The sequence below is a fragment of the Streptomyces niger genome (genome assembly GCF_000718305.1).
GTDB classification, from domain to species: Bacteria; Actinomycetota; Actinomycetes; order Streptomycetales; family Streptomycetaceae; genus Streptomyces; species Streptomyces niger.
Map to the genome: position 1 here is coordinate 163,672 of NZ_JOFQ01000003.1, position 22,047 is coordinate 185,718.

Below are 22,047 nucleotides of genomic sequence, written 5' to 3' on the forward strand. Positions count from 1 at the left end.
ATGGCGTTCGACACGAAGGCCGTGCGCGAGGTACTGGACGCGGCCCGGGCGGAAGGGCGTACGGCCCTCACCGCTCCCGAAGGCAAGCGGATCACCGACGCGTACACCATCCCCACACCGGCCGAAGGGTTGGCGACGACCGCCGACGAGGCGGTGGCGCTGGCCGACCGCATCGGCTTCCCCGTCGCCATGAAGATCGTCTCCCCGCAGATCCTGCACAAGACGGACGCGGGCGGAGTGCGGGTCGGCGTGGCCTCGGCGGAGGAGGCGCGTACCGCCTTCACCGAGATCGTCACCAGCGCCAAGGCGTACGACCCGCAGGCCGACATCACCGGTGTGCAGGTACAGCAGATGGTGCCGGCCGGACAGGAGGTGCTGGTCGGTGCCGTCACCGACCCCACCTTCGGCAAGGTCGTCGCCTTCGGGCTCGGCGGCGTGCTGGTCGAGGTGGTCAAGGACATCACCTTCCGCCTCGCCCCGGCCGGACACGACGACGCCCTGTCGATGCTCGACTCCATCAAGGCCGCGGAAGTGCTGAACGGGGTGCGCGGCGGGAAGGCCGTGGACCGGGAGGCGCTCGCCGGACTCATCGTCAAGGTCTCGCAACTGGCCGCCGACTTCCCCGAGATCGCCGAGGTGGACCTGAACCCGGTCTTCGCGACGGAGGACGGCGTGCTGGCCGCCGACGTACGCATCCTGCTCACCGACGTGCGGCCCGCCGAACGGCGCCGGTACACGCGCGAGGAGATCCTCGGCGCGATGCGGCGGCTGATGGAGCCGCGGTCGGTCACCGTCATCGGTGCCTCGAACGAGCAGGGAAAAATCGGCAACTCGGTGATGCGCAACCTCATCGACGGCGGCTTCCCCGGCGAGATCCACCCGGTGAACCCCAAGGCCGACGACATCCTGGGCCGCAAGGCGTACAAGACCGTCACGGACGTGCCGGGCGATGTCGACGTGGCGGTCTTCGCCATCCCGGCGAAGTTCGTGCCCGCGGCCCTCGCGGAAGTGGGCCGCAAGGGCATACCCAACGCCGTGCTCATCCCCTCCGGCTTCGCGGAGACCGGCGAACACGAGCTCCAGCAGCGGATCGTGGACATCGCCGAGGAACACGGAGTACGCCTGCTGGGCCCCAACATCTACGGCTACTACTCGCCGTGGCAGGACCTGTGCGCCACCTTCTGCACCCCGTACGACGTGAAGGGCGGGGTGGCCCTCACCTCGCAGTCCGGCGGCATCGGCATGGCCATCCTGGGCTTCGCGCGCACGACGAAGACCGGTGTCTCGGCCATCGTGGGCCTCGGCAACAAGTCCGACGTGGACGAGGACGACCTGCTGACCTACTTCGGCGAGGACCCCCACACCCAGTGCATCGCCATGCACCTGGAGGACCTCAAGGACGGCCGGGCCTTCGTCGAGGCGGCCCGCGCCACCGTGCCGAAGAAGCCGGTCGTGGTGCTCAAGGCCGGACGGACCAGTGCGGGAGCGAAGGCCGCCGGTTCGCACACGGGCGCACTCGCCGGCGACGACGCCGTCTACGAGGACGTGCTGCGCCAGGCGGGCGTGATCCGCGCGCCCGGACTCAACGAGATGCTGGAGTACGCCCGGGCGCTGCCGGTGATGCCGGCCCCGAAGGGCGACAACGTCGTGATCATCACGGGGGCCGGCGGCTCCGGCGTGCTGCTCTCGGACGCCATCGTCGACAACGGGCTGTCGCTGATGGAGATCCCGCCGGACCTCGACGAGGCGTTCCGCGGCTTCATCCCGCCCTTCGGCGCCGCCGGCAACCCCATCGACATCACCGGAGGCGAGCCGCCCTCCACCTACGAGGCGACGATCCGGCTGGGACTCGAAGACCCCCGCATCCACGCGCTCGTACTGGGCTACTGGCACACGATCGTCACCCCGCCGATGGTGTTCGCCGAGCTGACGGCGAAGGCCGTGGCCGAGGCGCGGGCGAAGGGGATCGAGAAGCCGGTGGTGGCGTCGCTCGCGGGCGACGTCGAGGTGGAGGAGGCGTGCCAGTACCTCTTCGAACGCGGCGTCGTCGCCTATCCCTACACCACGGAGAAGCCGGTGGCGGCGCTGGGCGCGAAGTACCGCTGGGCACGCGCGGCCGGCCTGCTCTGAGACGTCGGTTCCGCACCGGAACTCAGGAGGAGGTGAGACAGGAGGCGCTGTTCAGGTTCTTCTCGAAGCCAAGGGGACAACATGACCTCAGAACGGCAGCAAGTCCCCGGTGGGCCGCAGGCGGCGTACCGGGAAGTCACGGACAGCAGAGGGCGCGTATACCGGATAGGCGAGACGGACCGGGACATCCTCGGTCACTCGCGCAAGCTGATGGTCTACCTTCCGTGGATCGCGATGATGGCCATCAGCGTGTCCGAGTACGCCTACGGATCGGCGGAGGACACCCTCGGGCACGCCCACGGCTGGACCCAGACGGACACCTTCTGGATCCTCAGCATCTGGGTCTTCTCCCAGGCGGGCATCGCCTTCCCGGCCGGCTGGCTGCGGGAGCGGGGCATCCTCACCGCCCGGAGCGCCATGTTCATCGGCGCGGTGCTGAACCTCATCAGCTTCGCCAGCCTCTCCCACATGGACAACGTGTGGCTCGCCATCCTCGGCTTCGGCGTGGTGGGCGGCATCGGCTCCGGGCTGGTGTACGCGACGTGCATCAACATGGTGGGCAAGTGGTTCCCGGAACGCCGCGGCGCGAAGACGGGGTTCGTGAACGGCGGCTTCGCCTACGGTGCGCTGCCCTTCATCTTCATCTTCAACTACGCCTTCGACACCAGCAACTACAACGAGGTGCTGGACCTCATCGGCGTGTACGTGCTGGTGATCGTGGCGATCTGCGCCTGGTTCTTCAAGGATCCGCCGAAGAACTGGTGGCCGGGCCACGTCGACCCGCTGACGTACGCGAGCGCGCCGAAGAACACCCGCAGCCTGCGGAAGAACCCGCCGGCCGTGCGCCAGTACACGCCCAAGGAAGCCATGAAGACCGGCCGCCTCCCGCTGATGTGGTTCAGCCTGGTGATGTGCGGCGGTGTGTCGATCTTCGGCATCTCCTTCCAGGTCGCCTTCGCCAAGGACGTCGGCTTCGGGCCGCTGGTGGCCGCGTCCTCCATGGGCGTCATGTCCGTCGTCAACGGCGTCGGCCGGGCGATCACGGGCTGGCTCTCGGACATTTTGGGCCGCAAGCAGACCCTGGTCTACATCATCGTGATCCTGGGCCTGGCCCAGTTCGGTGTCATCTGGGCCGGCAAGACGCACAACGAGTGGCTGTTCCTGGCCTTCGCCTTCCTCTCCGGATTCGGCGGCGGCGCGTTCTTCCCGATGTTCGCGGCCCTCACGCCGGACTACTTCGGTGAGAACTACAACGCCACCAACTACGGCATCGTCTACAGCGGCAAGCTGGTCAGCGGCCTCTTCGGCGGCGGCATGGGCGCGATGGTGGTCGAATCCTGGGGCTACTACGGCGCCTACGCCCTCGCCGGTGTGATCTCCATGGCGTCGGCGCTGGTCGCCCTCACGCTGAGCCAGCCGGGCCGGCCCACCACACGGGGCATCACCGCCAACCCACAGCCCATCAGCCGCGAAGCGGTCTGACGGGCGGAGGCGGGCGAACCATTCGACGGGTGTGCGTGCGCCGCGGTCCCGTACGCACGCACACCCGCCCGCGCGCCGCTGACCGCGGGCGACTCCGGTCGCCGCGGAGCCGCGCGCCGCGGGACGTGACACACCGTACGACTCAGAGCGGGAACGTCCAGGGAGGATCCTGACCATGACCGACGCAGCCAATCCGGAGACGGTGAGGGAGGGCGCCGAGGACGCCCCCGCCCCTCTCACCGACGGCATCCACCTGGTCGTCGATGCGCTCAAGCTCAATGGGGTGCAGAACCTCTACGGTGTGGTCGGCATCCCGATCACCGACCTGGCCCGCCTCGCGCAGCGGGAAGGTCTCCGCTACATCGGCTTCCGGCACGAGAGCGACGCCGGACACGCCGCGGCAGCGGCCGGCTTCCTCACCAAGAAGCCGGGCATCTGCCTGACGGTGTCGGCGCCGGGCTTCCTCAACGGACTCGTGGCACTCGCCAACGCCACCACCAACTGCTTCCCGATGGTCCAGATATCCGGCTCCAGCGAACGGCACCTCGTCGACCTCCAGCGGGGCGACTACGAAGAGATGGACCAACTGGCGGCGGCCCGGCCCTTCGCCAAGGCGGCCTACCGCGTGCACCGCGCCGAGGACATCGGCCGCGGCATCGCCCGTGCCCTGCGCACCGCGGCCGCCGGCCGCCCGGGCGGCGTCTACCTCGACATCCCCGCCGCCGTGCTGGGCGAGGTCATCGACGCCGAGAAGGGCGCGGCCTCGCTGTGGCGCCCCGTGGACCCGGCGCCGCGCCAACTCCCCGAACCCGCAGCCGTCGACCGCGCCATCGACCTGCTGGCGAACGCCGAACGGCCCTTGGTCGTCCTCGGCAAGGGAGCCGCCTACGCCCAGGCGGACGCCCCGATCCGGGAGTTCATCGAAACCACCGGCGTGCCCTACCTGCCGATGTCGATGGCCAAGGGCCTCCTCCCCGACGGCCACCCGCAGTCGGCCGCCACCGCCCGCTCCCTCGCCCTGCGCCGCGCCGACGTGGTGATGCTCGTCGGTGCGCGGCTCAACTGGCTCCTCGGCCACGGCGAGGCGCCGCAGTGGAGCCCGGACGCCAAGTTCGTCCAGGTCGACATCGCCGCCGCCGAGATGGACAGCAACCAGCCCATCGCGGCGCCCCTCGTCGGTGACGTGGGCTCGGTCATGGAGGCGCTCACCGAGCGCAGCAAGCCCGGCCGGATCTCCGTACCGAGCCGGTGGCGCGAGGAACTCGCCGCCCGCACGGAGCAGAACGTCGCCAAGATGGCCAAGCGCCTCGAAGCCGCCAGGACCGCGAGCCCCATGAAGTTCATGGGCGCCCTGCAGGCGGTCCGCGACGTGCTGGCGGAGAACCCGCAGACCTACCTCGTCAACGAAGGGGCCAACACGCTCGACCTGGCCCGCAGCGCCATCGGCATGTCGTCCCCGCGCCACCGGCTGGACAGCGGCACCTGGGGCGTCATGGGCATCGGCATGGGCTACGCGATCGCGGCCGCCGTCGAGACCGGCGAACCGGTCGTCGCCCTCGAAGGCGACAGCGCCTTCGGATTCAGCGGCATGGAAGTGGAGACGATCTGCCGCTACCGCCTGCCCGTCGTCACCCTCGTCTTCAACAACAGCGGCGTCTACCGCGGGGACGGGGCCTCGCCGACCGACGACCCGGCGCCGACCGCCCTCAAGGCCCGCCACGACGTCATGATCGAGGCCTTCGGCGGCAAGGGCTACCGGGCCACCACCCCCGCCGAGGTCGCCGCCGCACTACGCGAGGCCCTGGCGGCCCGCACCCCGGCCCTCATCGACTGCATGATCGACCCCTCGGACGGCACGGAAAGCGGCCGCATCGCCCACCTCAACCCGAAGGGCATCGGCAACTGACCTGGTGAGCCGCTCCCGCAGCCTGCGCCGGGTGGGCGTACACCAGCCCGCCCGGCGCCTCCAGGTGCGGCTCACCGAGCCGCGCTGCCCTCTTCCCCCTTCAGCCCCACTCTGCCAATGTGTGTCGGCAGCATCGAAGTGGTTGGACGCGTACGGCGGCTTCCGGGAGTCTGGCACGGTGGTGAGGGTCCCTCGTTCTCCGGCCGCACGCCGATTATCCGGCGGCGGGCTCCGCGCCGTGCCGCAGGAGCCGGCGGGCCGGTTCGCCTACGACGCGTTCATCTCGTACAGCAGGGCCGCCGACGGTGAGCTGGCCCGCGGCCTTCAGCACGGTCTGCACGCCTTCGCCAAGCCGTGGTACCGGCTGCGTGCCCTGCGGGTCTTCCGGGACGAGGGCAGCCTGGCCGCGAGTTCCCAGCTGTGGAGTTCCCTGCAGGAAGCGATGGACGCCTCGCGCTTCTTCGTCCTGCTGGCCGGCGAGCAGTCGGCCCGGGCCCCCTGGGTCGAGCAGGAGGTCCTGCACTGGTGCACCCATCGGGGCGTCGACAACCTCGTCATCGTCCTCACCGACCCGCCCCCCGACGGCAGCCGTCAACCACCCGGCATGGCCTGGGACGCCGACCTCGGCGACTTCGATTGGCGGCGCACGACCGCGCTGCCGAGGTGTCTGTCGGGCCGCTTCCGGGAGGAACCCAACGCGGTGCTCCTGGGGTGGGCCCGGGCGAGGCCGGAACTGTCGCTGCGCGATCCGGAGTTCCGTACCGCGGTGGCGACCCTGGCAGCCCCGCTGCACGGCGTCGCCAAGGACCAACTGATCGGCGAGGACATTCGCCAGCACCGCAGGACGCGCCGCCACGTCGTGCTGACGACCGCAGTCCTGGCCGTGCTCGCCGTCATCGCCGCACTCGCCGCGGTGGCTGCCGTGCAGCAGCGGAACACGGCCCGGGAGCAGACGGCGCTGGCCGAAGTCCGTCAGTACGCGGCACAGTCCCGCAACGCCTCCGACCCCTACACGGCTCTTGCCTACGCCATCGCGGCGGAACAACGCGTCGACCCGCCCCTTCCCGAGGCGCGCGCCGCGTTCGCCGCGGCGGTGCGCGGCCTCGACTCGTGGCAGGCGCGGCTGGTAGGTGAGGTGCCCGCGAAGGCCGTCTTCGGTACGGCGGTGCGGTGGTCCCCGGACGGTTCGCGGATCTGGGTGGCCGACACGTCCACGGGGGTGGCTCACTGGAACGTGCGGGAGGGCAGGGCCGCGGTCCCGTACCGGGAGCCCGCCGCGCTCAGGATCGGCCTGACGACGCCCGACTCGGTTCAGTGGAGCGGGAACGGCCGGTCGTTGCTGCTGACCGAGGGCGGATCCGAGGGCAGCCCGCCCTCCTACGCCGTGCGTGACAGCGTATCCGGCGAGGTCACCGCGGGCCCGTCCGCGCTGCCGGACAGCTACCTCGACGTGGACACCATGCAGTTCTCCCCGCAGGGCGATGCGCTCGCCGTGGCCTTGAAGGGGAAGGGCATCTACCTGCGGAGCGTCGGGACCGGCCGACTGCTCTCGAAGGAGCCGCTGCCCCAATCGCAGTCCGAGGCGGAGAACTACCGTCTGACCTGGTCGCCCGACGGCCGGTTCCTGTGCGCCGACGCCTGGAAGACACTCAGGGTCTGGGACGTACGGCGAGGCAGGCTCCTGTGGGCCGAGCGGACGGGCCGCGAGGTCCAGGCGCCTGCCTGGTCGCCGGACGGTCGCAGCATCGCCATCGGTGCCGCGGACGGGCGTATCACGTGGCGGGACGGGCGCACGGGAGAAGTCACGGCGTCCTCGTCCGGCCGGCTCGGCGACGCGGTCAGCGAGATCAGCTGGTCGCCCGACGGCACCCGGGTGGCCGCGGCCGACTACACCGGCACCGTCCACCTGTGGGATCCGGACACCGGCGAAGCAGCCGGTCAGGCGCTCGGCAGGGACCGTACTCGCGCGCTCACCAGTGGGCTGGCCTGGTCGCCCGACAGCCGTTTCCTGGCGGGCACGTACGTCAGCGACGCTTCGGAGAGCGACAACGGGCCGACCAGGTCCGTGGTGCGGCTGTGGGAGGTCGCGCCCCCGCCGGACCGCGGGGCCCGGCTGCCCGGACCCACCGAAACCATCAGCTCCGTCGCCTGGTCACCGGACGGCCGTCATATCGCCGGCGGCAGTGACGACGGCACCCTGTGGGTCTGGGACCCCCGTACGGGCGAACCCGTCCTCGACAGCCCCCAGCGGCGGCGCCGGGCGGGGGACGACGTCACGGCCGTCGTGTGGGACCCGAAGGGCCGACGCTTGTTGCGAGTGGGGCAGGACGGCCTGCTGCCACGGTCGGTGCCCGGCGGCGCGACCGCCGGCCGGCAGTGGTGGGGCAGCGGAGGCGCTCTCACCGCGGCCTGGTCACCGGACGGGAGCCGAGTGGCTTCCGGGACGCGTGACGGTACGGTCCGGATCTGGGACGCCACCACCGGAAAGCCGACCCGTCGACAGCCGCGCGACGCCACCGCGAGCAGCGGGACACAGGCGAACGGCGGAGCGCAGGAACGACGGCTGAATGCCCGCTCCGTGGCCTGGTCCCCCGACAGCCGACACGTGGCCGCCGCGCTGTCGGACGGCTCGCTGCACCTGTGGGACGCGGTGAGCGGACGGCCCTGGGGCGCTGCCGCCGAAGCATCCCCGCACCTGGCACGCAGCATGGCCTGGTCGCCGGACGGCAAGCTGATCGCCGTCGGCGGGGTGGACGGCACCATCCGCCTGTGGGACGGCCGGACCGGCACACCGCTGCCGGACGTGCTCACGTCCGGTGACGGCTCCGTCGAGGCGCTGGCCTGGTCCCCGGACTCCACGCGGCTGGCCGCCGGCGACGGCGCGGGGACGATCCGCTGGTGGGAACCGCGCCGCCGGAACGCCCCGCCGCAGCTGCGGGAGAAGGCGCACGACGGGGGCGTCACGGCGCTGAGCTGGTCCCCGGACGGCACGCGGTTGGTCAGCGGCGGTGCGGACGGGGCGGTCCGGCTGTGGCAGGGCAGCGCCGAACGGCAGCTGTGCCGCCTGGTCGACGAGGCACTGCACCGCACCCGGAGCACGCCCGGCCTGACCGGCGCCACCGGCGTCGCCGACCGGATCTGCGCCGACCCCGCACGCATTCGTGACCATCCGATCCTGCCGCTCCAGCCGCACTCGACCGAGGTGAGCAGACCATGACGCGCTCCGTCTCCCGTGCCCAGCGGCCCCCGTGCAGTCCACTCCTGAGATGCCTCTCCGTTCTCCTGTTGGTCCTCGCGAGCCTGTTCGTCGCCGGCTGCGGCGGCTCCGAGCAGGGTGACGACGCGAAGAGCGGGCGCCACTCCCGCAGCCCGGAGACCACCGGCGAGCAGGCTTCACCGAGCGAGCCCGGCACGCCCGAAGGGACGCCGCTGGCGAAGACGGACTGGGCCGCCGTGATCAACGACATCGACTGCACCGGCGCGGGCAACGAAGGAGTGGAGATCCTGCGCACCTGGTATGCCGATGTCCGCGGTACGGGAGTGCCCGACGCCTTCGTCTCGTTCACGTGCCGCCACCAGGCCTCCAGCTATCCTCAGCAGCTGGAGGTGTACGACGGCTCGTCGTCCCCGGATTCCCCCCGGCGCATCGGGGTGCTGCTCAGCGCCGAGGAGAAGGCGCACGGTCCCGGGCCGAGGGTGGGCGTCGTCTCCTTCGCCGGAAAGTCCGTGACCCTGAAACTCGCCGCCTACACTGCTGACGACCCCTTCTGCTGCCCCTCGCTGCGAGTCGATCGCACCTTCACCTGGAACGGCACGCGCTTCGAGCGGAAGCCGGGGTCGTGAGACGTGGCGGGGAGCAAACCGGCTCCGAAAGCTGAGCGGGTGGCATCATCGAACGGGGGACCATGCCTGCATACGAGGACTTTCCGGCACTCTTCAGAGCCGCCGACGTCAACTCCCTCCGGGGGCAGCAGCGTTATCTGCTGGCGACCAAGTGCCAGCTGGGGGCGCTGATCGCGGCGGCCGTGCTGGGGGTGTTCAGCTGGCAGGTCAACGGCGCCGACATCGCCGCCGCCGCCTCGGTGGTGGCGTTCTGCACGGCCGTGGTCACCGAGGTGTACCTGCTCAAGGAACGCCCGGACCGCATCTGGTACGAGGGGCGTGCGGTCGCCGAGTCCGCGAAGACGCTCACCTGGCGTTACATGGTCGGCGGCAGCCCGATGGGCACCGAGGAGACCGCGACCGAAACCGCCGCCGAGTTGCTGCTGACCCGGTTCACGGAGATCGAGGGCGATGTCGAGGCCGCCTGGCTCGTCCCCGACCGGGGCACTCCGGAGCAGGTCACCCCCGGGATGACGCGCGTGCGACAGCTGCCCCTGGAGGAACGCCGGGCGGTCTACCTCCGGGAGCGCATCGAGAATCAGCGTGAGTGGTACGGCACCAAGTCGCGATGGAACGAGCGCAGGAGCACCATGTGGGCGGTGACCCTCACGGTGCTCGAACTGCTCGGCGTCTGCGCGGGCGTCGCGAAGGTGACGGGCGTCATCGACGTGGACCTGCTCGGCGTGTGCGCGGCAGTCGCCGCGGGCGGCACCGCGTGGGTGCAGACCAAGCAGCACAAGACGCTCGCCGTCGCGTACGCCGTCGCCCGGCACGAGTTGGCGACCATCGCCTTCCGCGCCCAACTGCCGGCCACCGAGGCGGAGTGGGCGACCTTCGTGGCCAACGCCGAGGACGCCGTCTCGCGCGAACACACGCTGTGGCGCGCTTCGCACATGTGAGGCGGCATCGCGTGCTCCGCGTCCGCGGTGGTGTCCGCGCGTCAGACCGACCGAGCTGCCTCGGTGGCCGCGGCGCGCGGGCCGTGGGTGCGGAGCAGGTCGAGGAAGTCGCCGATGCGGGCGGCGAAGGCGGGGTGGTCGGGGAGGGCGTCGCCGAGGAGCCCGTCGTCGAGGACGGCGGTGGCGAACGACCGGGCGTCGTGGGTGCGGGAGCGCAGTGCGCGGAGGCGTTCGCGGGCCGGGTCCGCCATGGCGGCCGCGTGCTCGCCGGGGTCGAAGCCGGGTGCCGGGGCCATGCAGGACAGGTAGGCGGCGACGGTGAGGGCGAGGTGGTGGGGCATCCGTCCGGCCCGCAGGTGCAGCAGTGCGGGGTCCGGTACGCGCTGCCGCAGTTTGACGGAGCCGTCCGAGCCGACCTGGCGGGTGCGGTGGCCGAGCGCCGAGTTGGCCCAGCGGGTGAAGAGCTGGGCCACGTAGGCGTCCAGGTCGACGTCGTCGGGGACGGTGAGGCTGGGGAGGTACTCGTCGAGCAGGACCGCGCGGGCCGCCTCCGCGACGAAGGGGAGCGCGGTGGACTGCGGAATGGTGTCGCGGCCCGCCAGGGCGCCGAGGTAGGCGATGAGCGAGTGCGTGCCGTTGAGCAGCCGCACTTTCAGGAGTTCGTACGGCTCCACGTCGTCGGTGAACAGCGCGCCGCCCGCTTCCCAGGCGGGCCGGGACGCGGCGAAGCGGTCCTCCAGTACCCACATGGTGAACGGCTCCGCGGGGACGGGGACCTCGTCGTGCAGCCCGAGTGCCTCGGCCACGGCGGCGCGTTCCGCGTCCGTCGTCGCCGGCACGATGCGGTCGACCATGGTGTTGGGGAAGGTGACGTGGCCGGCGGCCAGCCAGGCGGCGACCTCCGCGCGTTCGGCGGCCGGCAGGTGGTCGATGAACTCCTCGACGAGGCGGCGCGTGTGGTCGCCGTTGCCGACCAGGTTGTCGCAGCTGAGGACGGTGACCGGGGCGCCGTGGGTGGCGGCGCGGCCCTGGAGGGCGCGCACGATGCGGCCCAGGGTGGTGCGCGGCGCGGTGCGGCCGCCGCGCAGATCCGCCCGGATGCCGGGGTGGTCGAGGTCGAGGCCGCCGGTACGGGGGGAGTACGTGTAGCCGTGCTCGGTGACCGTCAGGGACACCACGCGGGTGCCGGGCGCGGCGAGCGCCCGCTGGACCTGCTCCGGCTCGTGGGCGGCCACCAGCACTCCGGTGTGCACCGCGGGAATGGTGCAGCGCACGCCGTCCGGCGAGACCTCGGCGACGGTGTAGCGCAGGTCCTGCGCGCGCAGCGCGTCGGCCACGTCGGTGGAGCGGCCGGCGACCCCCAGGACTCCCCATGCGCCGTCCTCGCGCGCCAGCGCGGCGGCGGTGTAGACGGCCTGGTGGGCCCGGTGGAAGTTGCCGAGGCCGAGGTGGACGATGCCGGTGTCGGCGGGGGAGAGGGCGCGGTGGTGCGCCAGCGCGTCGGCCGGAGCGGTGGCGGCGGTCAGCCGGGCGGCACGGGTGGGGACGGTGCTCATGGGTGGGTACATCCTTGCGGGTGGTCGGGGCACCGACCGGTTGCGGGCCGAGGTCACCAGTCGGTCAGGGAGCCGTCACGGCGGCGGGCCACGGGGAGGTAGGCGGGCCGGTACGGGTGGCGGGCGGCGAGCTCCTCGTCGACCTCGACGCCGAGGCCGGGCGCGTCGCCCGGGTGCAGATGGCCGTCCTCGTAGGTCCAGGCGTGCCGGAACACCTCGTGCACCAGCGGGTCGTAACCCATGTACTCCTGGATGGCGAAGTTGGGCGTGGCCAGGCCCACATGGAGCGAGGCGGCCAGGGCGACCGGGGAGACGTCCGAGGGGCCGTGCGGGCCGAGCTTGATCTGCCAGAGCTCGGCGAGGGCCGCGATACGGCGCAGGTGGCTGATCCCGCCGGCGTGCGTGACGCAGCAGCGCACGTAGTCGATGAGCTGCTCGGTGATGAGGTGCTGGCACTCCCAGACGGTGTTGAAGACCTCGCCGATGGCGAGCGGAACGGTGGTCCTGGCGCGGACGGTCCGCAGGACCTCCTGGTTCTCGGCGGGGGTGACGTCCTCCAGCCAGAAGAGGTCGAGGTCTTCGAGCGAACGGCCCAGCCGGGCCGCCTCGTTGGGCGTGAGGCGGTGGTGCGCGTCGTGCAGGAGCGCGATCTCGGGGCCGAGGTGGGACCGGGCCGCCGCCAGCGCCCCGGGCGCGTGCCGCAGGTACGCCTCGGTGTCCCACACCTCCTCGGCGGGGACGGCGGCGCGTCCCGCCGGCTCGTACGCGGCGCCTGCCTTCGGGACGCCGTAGACGACGTCCAGGCCGGGGACGCCGGTCTGTGCGCGTACGGCCCGGAAGCCTGCGGCGAGCCGGGCGTCGAGGGAGTCCCGCAGTTGCGGCACGTCCCAGCCGGTGGCGTGCGTGTAGGAAAGGATCCGGTCGCGCACGGGCCCGCCGAGCAGTTGGTGGACCGGCAGCCCCGCGGCCTTGCCCTTGATGTCCCACAGGGCGAGGTCGACGGCGCCGACGGAGGTCATGGTGACCGGGCCGCGGCGCCAGTACGCGCCCCGGTACAGGTACTGCCAGGTGTCCTCGATGCGGGCGGGGTCGCGGCCGATGAGCAGCGGGGCCAGGTGTTCGCGGAGGTAGCCGGCCACGGCCAGCTCGCGGCCGTTGAGGGTGGCGTCACCCCAGCCGATCAGCCCCTGCTCGGTGGTGAGCTTGAGGGTGACGTAGTTGCGCGTCGGGCTGGTGACCAGGACATCGACGGCCGAGATGCGGTCGGGCTTGCTCATCGGGCGCGCTCCACGAGGTCGGTGGCGTCCCATGTTCGGCAACCTTGCGCAACATTGTCAATGGCTTGCCGGCGCCACACCCGGTGACCCGTACCGCATAGGGCGGGCCTCGCGGGGCAGACGGGACATACGCCTCGACCAAGGAGCCTCCATGATGATTCTCGGCGTGGTCGCCGTATGTGTCGTTCTGGCAGTCCTGGCCTTCCTGGTGCCCCGACTGTCCCGTCACCCCGAGCGCGGCACCCGGCGCACACTGCACGCCGGGTCGCGCGTCGGCGGCAAGGCCCCCGGCATCCTGGGGCGGGCCCTCAGCAAGCCCTTCCGCAGCAGTTCCAAGGCGGTGGGCCGCAGCGGCTCGGCCGGCCGGCGCGCCCGCGGCCGGATGCCGTTCTGACGCCGGCGGGCCGCGGTCAGCCGGTCGCCGGTACGTCGAGCCGTACGGCGCGGTCGGCGGCGGCCCGTAGCGCCGCCAGCCCCCGGGCGATGCTCTCCTGCTCCTCGCTCCCGCGGCGCACGCAGGTCAGCACGCGGCGCGACGGCCGCGGATCGCCGTGCACCGGCACGCGGACCACGCCCGGGTGGCCCGAGGTGGACACCAGGCGCGGTACGAGGCAGACCCCGAGGCCGTGCGTGACCAGCGACAGCACCGCCTGCCACTCGTCGGCGTGGTGCGTCATGCGGGGCGCGAAGCCGGCCGCGGTGCACAGCGCCCGGGTGAGCCGCTCCTGATCGTGGTGCGCGGAGATCCACTCCTCGGTCGCGGCGTCGAGCAGGGTGACACCCGTGCGACCGGCGAGGCGGTGCCCGGCGGGCACCACCAGGTCCTGCAGCTCGTCGAGCAACGGCCGCTGCACGAACCGTGGATCGTCCAGCGCCGGACTGTCCGCCAGCGGTATCAGCACCGCGATGTCCAGCTGCCCGGAGAGCAACTGCCGGAAGCTCTCGGCGGTGTCGGTCTCGCCGATGTGCGTCTCGACGGTCTCGTCAGCGGTGCGCAGCTCGGCGGCGACCGGCGCCAGCAGGGCCCCCACGCTGGACGCGAACCCGCCGATGCGCAGCGTGCGGTACGGGCTGCGGGCGTGCCGGCCGAGGTCGGCCCTGACCCGTTCCCACTGCGCGTACAGCTCGTCGGCGTGGCCGAGCAGGACGTGCCCGGCGTCGGTGATGCGGACCTGCCGGCCCTCCCGCCGCAGGATCTCCACGCCCACCTCGCCGGCGAGCTGGCGGAGCTGCTGGGAGACGGCGGACGGCGACAGGTGCAGAGCCTCGGCGGTGGCGGTGACCGTGCCCTGCGCATGCAGGACGCGCAGGGTCTGGAGAAGCCGCAGATCCATCATGCGGGGCATTCAACCATGCAGCAGCACGGCATGATCCTGTGCGGAAACTTGCGATGGACCTGCACGATGCGGCGGCGGCACGCTGGCCCCATGGCCGGACCGAAGAACGCCCTGATGACAGACGACGCCGCCCCGGCGGGGGAGGGCGCCGCCGACCGGGCCGTACGCCGGCGGCGCGGCCGGCGCGTCCCGGCACCCGCGCTCGTGCTGGGCAGCGTGTGCAGCGTCCAGATCGGCCAGGCCCTCGGGAAGGGGCTGTTCGGCACCGTCGGCGGGCCGTGGGGAGCGGTCGCGCTGCGGCTGGGCCTCGCCGCGGCTCTGCTGCTCGCGGTGTGGCGGCCGCGGCTGCCGGAACGGCGCGGCGACCTCCTCGCCGTACTCGCCCTCGGCACCGCGATAGCCGGCATGAACCTGGTGTACCCGGCGCTGCGCCACCTGCCCCTGGGTGCCGCGGTGACCATCCAGCTCACCGGCCCGCTGGTGGTGTCGCTGCTGGCCGTACGGCGACGGCGCGACGCGGCCTGGGGCCTCCTGGCCGTCGTGGGTCTCTTCCTCTTCACCGATCCCGGCTCGGCCCGGTCGCTGCCGCTCATCGGCGTGGCGTTCGCGGTGGCCTCCGCTGTCGCCATGGGCACGTACCTGCTGCTCAGCCGGCACGTCGGGGCGCGGATGACCGGGGGCGGGCCGCTGGCGCTCGCCGTCGCCTGGGCCGCACTGCTCTCCCTGCCGGCCGGCGTGGCCGAGAGCGGCACACGGCTGCTGGCCCCCGCCGCCCTGGCCCTCGGACTGCTGGTCGCCGTCCTCTCCGCCGCGGTGCCCTACTCCCTGGAGCTGACCGCGCTGCGCCGGCTCCCCGCCCGGACGGTCGGGGTGCTGCAGAGCCTGGAGCCCGTGGTGGCGGGGCTGGCCGGGGCGGTGCTGCTGGACGAGACCCTGTCGGCGGCGCAGTGGGCGGCCACCGGCTGCATCGCCCTCGCCTCGGCGGGCGCCGTCTCCGGTACGGCCCGGCGGCCGGACGGGGGCGAACAAATCAGTGCTTACCGGTGAAGGGCCACTTGTTGGCGAAGAGTTCATCTTTTTTGGCTTGCTCGTACAACCTTTCGGTTACCTCGATGATCTTCACCGTCGAGTCAACAGACTCCTCGAATCACGGGCCCACCGGAACACCCGGCTCCAGGGCCCCTTCTCCACTTGGGGAAACACATGCGTAGACGCGCCACTGTCGCCGCCGTGAGCGGTGCTCTGGCCCTTTCCGCCCTCGTGATACCGGCCGCGCAGGCCGACGCCGGCCCGACGGGCGACGCCGCGGTGGCCGCGAAGGCGGCGCAGGAGGCGGCCGTGCAGCAGGCCGCCCCGGCGAAGCAGAAGGCCGTGCCGTCCGCCCTGCGGGCCGCCGAGGCCGGCGACCCCACGATCTCCAACGTCGTCGTCAACGGCGGCAAGGACGTGGTGGTCGGCACCACCAACACCAAGACGGTGACGGTCACCTTCACCGCCACCGACGACTCGGGGATCCTCTCGGCCACGGCCCTCCTGTGGCACGGCGGTTCCACCTTCGACGACATGGACACCGGCGTCGTCCCGAACGAGGACGAGGCCACCTGCACGGCCACCTCGGCCACCACGGCCAAGTGCAAGCAGACGTTCACGTTCGACCCGCAGTACCAGCTGACCAACGCCGCGGCCGGCACCTGGAAGGTGTGGGCGCTCGCGCAGGGCAACGACTACGCCTACATCCAGAAGGACAACGTGAAGTCCTTCGCGGTGAAGCGCTACGCCAAGCTCACCGCCAACGCCTCGCCCGAGCCGGTCACCAAGGGCAAGACCATCACCATCACCGGGTCGCTGACCCGGGCCAACTGGGACACGTCCAAGTACGCGGGCTACACCAAGCAGTCGGTGAAGCTCCAGTCGCGTTCCGCGAGCGGCTCCACGTACTCCACGCTGAAGACGTACACCTCCGGCAGTGGCTCGACCGCGGGCCAGGTGAAGACCACCCGCACCGCCACCACCGACACCTGCTGGCGGTACAACTTCGCCGGCACCTCCACCACCCCGGCGGTGGTTTCCACCGGCGACTGCGTCGACGTGCGCTGATCACGCCGCCCTTCGCGGCCCGCTCCTCCGGGGGCGGGCCGTAACCTCCTCCGGCGGCACCTCGTTGCCGAGAGACAAGTGCGACCGTCGGAGCGCTGGCTGTCCTGGCGCTCGACAGCTACGCCTTCTCCCTGCTCACCGGGACGTCGCGACGGGCGCGTGCGGCCGCGTGTGGACCGAGTCCCTCATCGCCAGCGGCATGCTGGTCCAGGCGGAGCATGACCTTGCTGCTGCCGCTCGTGCGGTCGGCGGCGACGGCCAGCGCCCGGTCCGCCTCCGTCAGGCCGAAGCGGTGGGTGATGACGGGCGACACGTCCAGGCCCTGGCGCAGGGCTTCGAGCGCGTCGTCGATCTCCTCGGCGAAGCGGTACGAGCCGATCCAGGTGATCTCGCGGGTGACGAGGTCGCCGAGCGCCGCGGGCGCCACCGCGCCGGGGAGGTTGCCGACCTGTACGAGCGTGCCGCCGCGCGCGGTCGCCCGGAGGACCGGGCCGAGCGCGGCCGGCGCGCCGGACGCCTCGAAGACCAGCTCCACGTCCGCCGGCAGCGCCTCGCCCCGGCCGAGGTCGACCGTCGCGTCCGCGCCCATCCCCCGCGCCACCGCGAGGGAGGCGGCGGAGAGGTCGGCGGCGATCACCGTGCCGGCGCCGCGGTGCTTCGCCGCGGCCACCACCAGCGAGCCGATCGGCCCGGCCCCGTTGACCAGGACGGTCTTCCCGCGTACGGTCCCGGCCCGGTGCACGGCGTGCAGGGCCACCGCCAGCGGCTCCGCGAGCGCGCCGTGCTCGGTGGACACGTTCGCCGGCAGCGGCCTGACCTGCGCCGCGCGGACCACCCGGTACTCGCTGAACCCGCCGTCGGTGTGCGGGTGGAGGGCGGCGGACCCGAAGTAGCGGATCCGGGGGTGGAGGTTGGTCCGGCCCGCGAGCCGGTCGGGCAGCGGCTCGTCGCCGACCGGCGTGGCCGGGTGGACGGTGACCGCGCTGCCCTCCGTCAGGCCCTCGACGCCGTCGCCGAGCGCGGCGATCCGGCCGGCGACCTCGTGGCCGAGCACCAGCGGGTCCTTGAGTACGGCCGTACCGGTCCCGCCGTGCTTCCAGTAGCCGATGTCGGAGCCGCAGATGCCGCCCCACTCCATGGCGAGCAGTACCTCGCCGGGGCCCGGTACCGGGTCCGGGCGTTCGTCGATCCGGAGGTCACCGGGACCGTGCACGACAACTGACTTCATACGGCGTCCTCCAGACGCACCAGGTCACGCCCGCGGGTTTCGGGGGCGAGGACGATGGAGACGAGGGTGATGAGCGAGTAGCCGATCAGCATGGCCGCGACGGGCCACCAACTGCCGGTGACGGCGGTGAGGGTGGCCGCGACGACGGGGCCGATGGCGGTGGCGAGGATGCCGCCGATCTCCTTGGCGAGCGCGAGCTGGGTGAAGCGGGTCCGGGCGCCGAAGAGTTCGGCCATGGTCACGCTCTCCAGCGAGAACAGGCCCAGGACACCGACGTTGAGCCCGATGATCATGCCGGCCATGACGCCGGCCGTGCTGCCGGAGGCGATGAGCAGCAGCACCGGGAACGCCAGGACGATGGTGAGCACGGTGAGCGCGATGTAGAGCGGACGGCGGCCGAACCGGTCGCCGAGCAGCCCGATCAGCGGCACGGTGGCGAAGCCCAGCAGCGAGCCCCAGACGATGGCGTCGGTGGGTACGGAGCGGTCGGCGCCCAGCGTGGTGGCGATGTAGCCGACGAGGAAGGTCTGGACGAGGCCCGAGTTGCCCGCCTGGCCGAAGCGCAGCCCGAGGGAGAGGAAGAAGGCCTTGCCCTTGCGCTGGCGGAGGCCGGCTTCGAGGACGCTCTGCTGCTGCTCCTCGACGGTGTCCCGGGCGACGGCGGTGGCGACCTCGGCGCGGGACATCGCCACGCCGTCCACCACGTCGGCCCGCTCCTCGAAGACCGGGCTCTCCTTGAGGTTCCGGCGCAGCCAGACGGCGAAGAGCAGCAGCGCGAAGCTCAGCAGGAACGGCAGCCGCCAGCCCCAGGTGACCAGTTGGTCCTCGCTCAGCACGGCGAGCATCACGGCCCACAGGCCGGAGGCGGCCAGGGTGCCGGAGTTGGTACCGAGGGAGACCAGGGAGGAGATCAGGCCCCGGCGCCGGGCGGGCGCGTACTCGGCGAGCATGACCGTCGCCCCGGCGATCTCGGCACCGGCGCCGAAGCCCTGCACGAGCCGCAGCACCACCAGGAGGATCGGCGCGAAGATGCCGATCATCCCGTACGTGGGCAGCACGCCGATCAGCGTGGTGGAGGCTCCCATCAGCAGGATGGTGAGGAAGAGGACCTTCTTGCGGCCGATGCGGTCGCCCATCCGGCCGAAGTACAGGGCGCCGGCGAGCCGGGCGACGTAGCCGACGCCGTAGGTCGCCATGGCGGCGATCAGGCCGATCGCCGGGCTGACGTCGGGGAAGAAGATCTTGTTGAAGACGACGGCGGCCGCCAGCGAGTAGAGCTGGAAGTCCATGAACTCCATGGCGGTGCCCAGCCAGCCGGATACGGCTGCCCTGGTGAGGTCGCGGGTGGTTCTCCGCGCGGGGCTGGTCGGCTCCGTCTGTGTCGTGTCCGTCATGAGGAACTCCGTTGTTCTCCGGCCGTGCGGGAGGGGGACGGGTGAGCGGGGGGTACCGGGCCCGGGTGGTGTCAGATCTCGATGCGGCCGGCGCGCAGCGCGGGGAGCCGGGCCGCGACGGCACCGACGAGGCCCGCGTCGTCGGCCAGGTCGGCGGCGCCGAGCGTGCCGAGCAGCCGGCGGACCGTGTCCTCGGGGCCCCTACCGTCCTGCCAGCAGCGCCCCAAGGCGGGCGCCGCGGGGTCCGTCGTGCCGAAGAGCTGGCCGCCGTCGTCGGTGAGGCGCGTGGCGTTCGCCCAGGCGGCGAGGGCGAGTTCGAGGACCGGGGTGGCGGTGGAGCCGGCGCGCAGCGTGCGCAGTGCGTCCAGCCACCTCTCGGGGATCTTCAGCGACCCGTCGGAGCCGATCTGCCGCAGCAGGTGCCGTACGCCGGGGTTGCCGAACCGCTCGACCAGGTCGTCGGCGTAGCCCGCCGGGTCGGGGCCGCCGGCGGGCAGCGTCGGGGCGACCTCGGCGCACAGGGAGCGGACGAGCCGTTCGCCCCAGCCGGTCGCCATGGCGTCGGCGACGGTCGTAAGGCCCGCCGCCGCGCCCAGGTGGGCCAGTGCCGAGTGGCAGCCGTTGAGCAGCCGCAACTTGGTGAGCTGGTACGGCCCGACGTCGGGTACGAACAGGGCGCCGTCCAGCTGCCACGGGGGGCGCGGCCCGGCGAAGGCGTCCTCCAGGACCCACTGCCGGTACGGTTCGCCGACGACCGGCAGCGCGTCGTGCACGCCGAGCGCGGCCCGCGCCGCCTGACGGTCCGCCTCGGTGGTCGCCGGCACGATGCGGTCCACGATCGTCGAGGGGAACGCGACCGAGGCGGCCATCCAGTCCAGTACGGCCTGCCGGTCCGGCCACGGCGCCGCCGCGACGAAGTCGCGGACCACCCGGCCGAGCGCGGCACCGTTGGCCGCCATGTTGTCGCAGGACACGACGGTGACGGGCGCGCCGCCGGCCCGCATCCGCGCGGCGAGCCCGGCGGCGATCCGGCCGATGACGGTGGTGAGCGCCGCCGGGTCCGCCGCCGCTGCGAGGTCGGCGGCGATCGCGGGCGCCGCGGTGTCCAGCGCGCCGGTGTCCGCGCGGCGGTGGTAGCCCTTCTCGGTGATCGTCAGGGTCAGCACCGAGACGTCGGGCGCGGTGAGCAGCGCGTCGAGCCGTGCGGCGGCGGGCCGCATGCCCAGCGCCTCGACGACGGCGCCGGACACGCGGGTGACCGTGTGGGCCGGGCGCAGCTCGGTCAGCGAGTAGAGGCAGTCCTGGGCCCGCAGTTCGGCCGCGGTCCCATCGGAGCGCGGGGCGACGGCGGCGATGCCCCAGGGCTCCCCGGAGCGGCAGGCGGCGTTCTCCGTGTAGCGGGCCTGGTGCGCCCGGTGGAAGGCGCCGAGCCCGAAGTGGACGATGCGGGGCCGGAGTTCGCGGGGATCCACGGGCGGCCGCAGGTGCTCCGGGACGCGGGACAGGGCGGCGAGGTTCAGCGCGGGGGCGGTCATGGCGGTCACCAGTCGTGCACGGAGCCGTCGAGGCGGCGCGCGACGGGGAGGTAGCGGGCCTGGTACGGGAAGCGTTCGGCGGCCTTCTCGTCGTACTCGACGCCGAGGCCCGGCTCCTCGGACACGTGCAGCATGCCGTCGGCGAACGTCACACCGCTGCGGAAGACCTCGCCCGTCTCGTCCGCGTGCGCCATGTACTCCTGGATGCCGAAGTTGGGCACCGCGGTGTCGAGGTGGACGGCGGCGGCGAGGGTCACGGGGGAGAGGTCGGTCGCGCCGTGCGAACCGGTCCTGACCTGGTACAGCGCGGCCAGGTCGAAGATGCGGCGCAGGTGCGTGAGGCCGCCGGCGTGCACCACGCTGGTGCGGACGTAGTCGATCAGCTGCTCGGTGATCAGGTGCTGGACGTCCCAGATCGAGTTCAGCACCTCGCCCACGGCCAGCGGCGTCGTGGTGTGCTGCCGGACGATCCGGAAGGACTCCTGGTTCTCGACCGGCGTCGGGTCCTCCATCCAGAACAGCCGGCAGTCCTCGACCTGCTTGCCGAAGCGGGCCGCCTCGATGGGGGTGAGCCGGTGGTGGACGTCGTGCAGCAGGTGGAAGCCGAAGCCGAAGCGCTCGCGGACCGCCGCCAGGTAGCCGGGCGCGAACCGCAGGTAGGCCTCGGTGTCCCAGGGCTGCTCCTCGGGCAGGGAGCTCGCGGCCGGCTCGTAGACCTTGCCCTTGCGTACGCCGTAGGTGCCGCCGACGTCCGGGACGGCGGCCTGGGCGCGCACGGCCTTGAAGCCGAGGTCGAGGAACCGGTCGACGTCGTCGAGGAGCGCCGCGGTGTCGGTGCCGCTGGCGTGCCCGTAGACCATGACGCCGTCGCGCGAGCGGCCGCCGAGCAGCTGGTAGACCGGCAGGCCCGCGACCTTGCCCTTGATGTCCCACAGCGCGGTGTCCACCGCGGCGATCGCGGTCATGGTCACCGGGCCGCGGCGCCAGTACGCACCCCGGTACAGGTACTGCCAGATGTCCTCGATGCGGGCCGGGTCCTTGCCGAGGAGCAGGGGGACGAGGTGGTCCTGCAGATAGCTCGCCACGGCCAGCTCGCGGCCGTTCAGCGTGGCGTCGCCCAGGCCGGTCACGCCGTCCGAGGTGGTGATGCGCAGGGTGACGAAAGTCCGCCCCGGAGAGGCGACGAACACCTCGGCACGCTCGATCTTGCTCACAGAAATCTTGCTCCTTCGGAATCCGCAGCGCGGCCGGCGGCCTGCGCCGATCCGGGCGCACGGCGCACGCCACCCTCGGGCGACTGGTCGACCAGCACTGGTATACAAGC

General features: G+C 72.4%; 16 protein-coding genes. 9 read left to right on the forward strand and 7 right to left on the reverse strand.

Annotated elements, in window-relative coordinates:
• The 6 genes from IF20_RS07325 (at position 1) to IF20_RS07350 (ending at position 10,299) form a co-directional block, all read left to right on the forward strand.
• Positions 1 to 2,130, forward strand: a complete 2,130-nt coding sequence (locus tag IF20_RS07325; RefSeq protein ID WP_052864184.1) for an acetate--CoA ligase family protein — start codon at positions 1 to 3, stop codon at positions 2,128 to 2,130.
• Positions 2,131 to 2,211: 81 nt separating this feature from the next.
• A complete protein-coding gene (locus tag IF20_RS07330; protein WP_052864185.1) occupies positions 2,212 to 3,612 on the forward strand; it encodes an OFA family MFS transporter in 1,401 nt (466 codons plus the stop codon).
• Between the two features lie 175 nt (positions 3,613 to 3,787).
• The gene (oxc, locus tag IF20_RS07335) at positions 3,788 to 5,518 is read left to right on the forward strand and encodes an oxalyl-CoA decarboxylase (RefSeq protein ID WP_052864186.1); all 1,731 of its coding nucleotides are present in this window, start codon (positions 3,788 to 3,790) and stop codon (positions 5,516 to 5,518) included.
• A gap of 238 nt (positions 5,519 to 5,756) precedes the next feature.
• Positions 5,757 to 8,735 (forward strand): WD40 domain-containing protein, encoded by a 2,979-nt coding sequence (locus tag IF20_RS07340; protein ID WP_052864187.1) that lies wholly within the window; start codon positions 5,757 to 5,759, stop codon positions 8,733 to 8,735.
• 68 nt (positions 8,736 to 8,803) lie between these two features.
• Positions 8,804 to 9,361, forward strand: coding sequence for a hypothetical protein (locus IF20_RS07345; RefSeq protein ID WP_052864188.1), 558 nt, complete (start codon positions 8,804 to 8,806; stop codon positions 9,359 to 9,361).
• Between the two features lie 62 nt (positions 9,362 to 9,423).
• Positions 9,424 to 10,299, forward strand: a complete 876-nt coding sequence (locus IF20_RS07350) for a DUF4231 domain-containing protein (protein ID WP_052864189.1) — start codon at positions 9,424 to 9,426, stop codon at positions 10,297 to 10,299.
• 41 nt (positions 10,300 to 10,340) lie between these two features.
• On the opposite strand, the gene IF20_RS07355 is transcribed toward IF20_RS07350, so the two are convergent.
• Together IF20_RS07355 and manD (IF20_RS07360) are read right to left on the reverse strand one after the other, a co-directional pair.
• Positions 10,341 to 11,855, reverse strand: a complete 1,515-nt coding sequence (locus IF20_RS07355) for a mannitol dehydrogenase family protein (protein WP_052864190.1) — start codon at positions 11,853 to 11,855, stop codon at positions 10,341 to 10,343.
• A gap of 53 nt (positions 11,856 to 11,908) precedes the next feature.
• Positions 11,909 to 13,132 (reverse strand): D-mannonate dehydratase ManD, encoded by a 1,224-nt coding sequence (manD, locus tag IF20_RS07360; protein ID WP_052864191.1) that lies wholly within the window; start codon positions 13,130 to 13,132, stop codon positions 11,909 to 11,911.
• Between the two features lie 151 nt (positions 13,133 to 13,283).
• Here manD (IF20_RS07360) and IF20_RS07365 point away from each other — a divergent pair, with 151 nt between their 5' ends.
• Positions 13,284 to 13,526, forward strand: coding sequence for a DUF6411 family protein (locus IF20_RS07365; protein WP_052864192.1), 243 nt, complete (start codon positions 13,284 to 13,286; stop codon positions 13,524 to 13,526).
• 16 nt (positions 13,527 to 13,542) lie between these two features.
• Here IF20_RS07365 and IF20_RS07370 read toward each other — a convergent pair whose 3' ends face one another.
• On the reverse strand, positions 13,543 to 14,469 hold the full coding sequence (locus IF20_RS07370) for a LysR family transcriptional regulator (protein WP_052864193.1): 927 nt from the start codon (positions 14,467 to 14,469) through the stop codon (positions 13,543 to 13,545).
• 90 nt (positions 14,470 to 14,559) lie between these two features.
• On the opposite strand from IF20_RS07370, the gene IF20_RS07375 reads away from it, so the two are divergent.
• Entirely contained in the window at positions 14,560 to 15,516 is a 957-nt protein-coding gene (locus tag IF20_RS07375) for an EamA family transporter (protein ID WP_234426554.1), read from the forward strand.
• A 156-nt stretch (positions 15,517 to 15,672) separates the two neighbouring features.
• Entirely contained in the window at positions 15,673 to 16,566 is an 894-nt protein-coding gene (locus tag IF20_RS07380; protein WP_052864194.1) for a DUF5707 domain-containing protein, read from the forward strand.
• 118 nt (positions 16,567 to 16,684) lie between these two features.
• On the opposite strand, the gene IF20_RS07385 is transcribed toward IF20_RS07380, so the two are convergent.
• From IF20_RS07385 to manD (IF20_RS07400), 4 genes are all read right to left on the reverse strand, one after another.
• Positions 16,685 to 17,794, reverse strand: coding sequence for an L-idonate 5-dehydrogenase (locus IF20_RS07385; protein WP_110943923.1), 1,110 nt, complete (start codon positions 17,792 to 17,794; stop codon positions 16,685 to 16,687).
• Positions 17,791 to 19,188 carry an MFS transporter gene (locus IF20_RS07390; RefSeq protein ID WP_052864195.1) on the reverse strand — a complete coding sequence of 466 codons (1,398 nt, stop codon included), beginning with the start codon at positions 19,186 to 19,188 and terminating at the stop codon, positions 17,791 to 17,793. The genes IF20_RS07385 and IF20_RS07390 overlap by 4 nt, the downstream gene beginning before the upstream one ends.
• A 71-nt stretch (positions 19,189 to 19,259) precedes the next feature.
• Positions 19,260 to 20,723, reverse strand: a complete 1,464-nt coding sequence (locus IF20_RS07395) for a mannitol dehydrogenase family protein (RefSeq protein WP_052864457.1) — start codon at positions 20,721 to 20,723, stop codon at positions 19,260 to 19,262.
• 5 nt (positions 20,724 to 20,728) lie between these two features.
• On the reverse strand, positions 20,729 to 21,937 hold the full coding sequence (manD, locus tag IF20_RS07400; protein WP_052864196.1) for a D-mannonate dehydratase ManD: 1,209 nt from the start codon (positions 21,935 to 21,937) through the stop codon (positions 20,729 to 20,731).
• Positions 21,938 to 22,047: the final 110 nt, after the last annotated feature.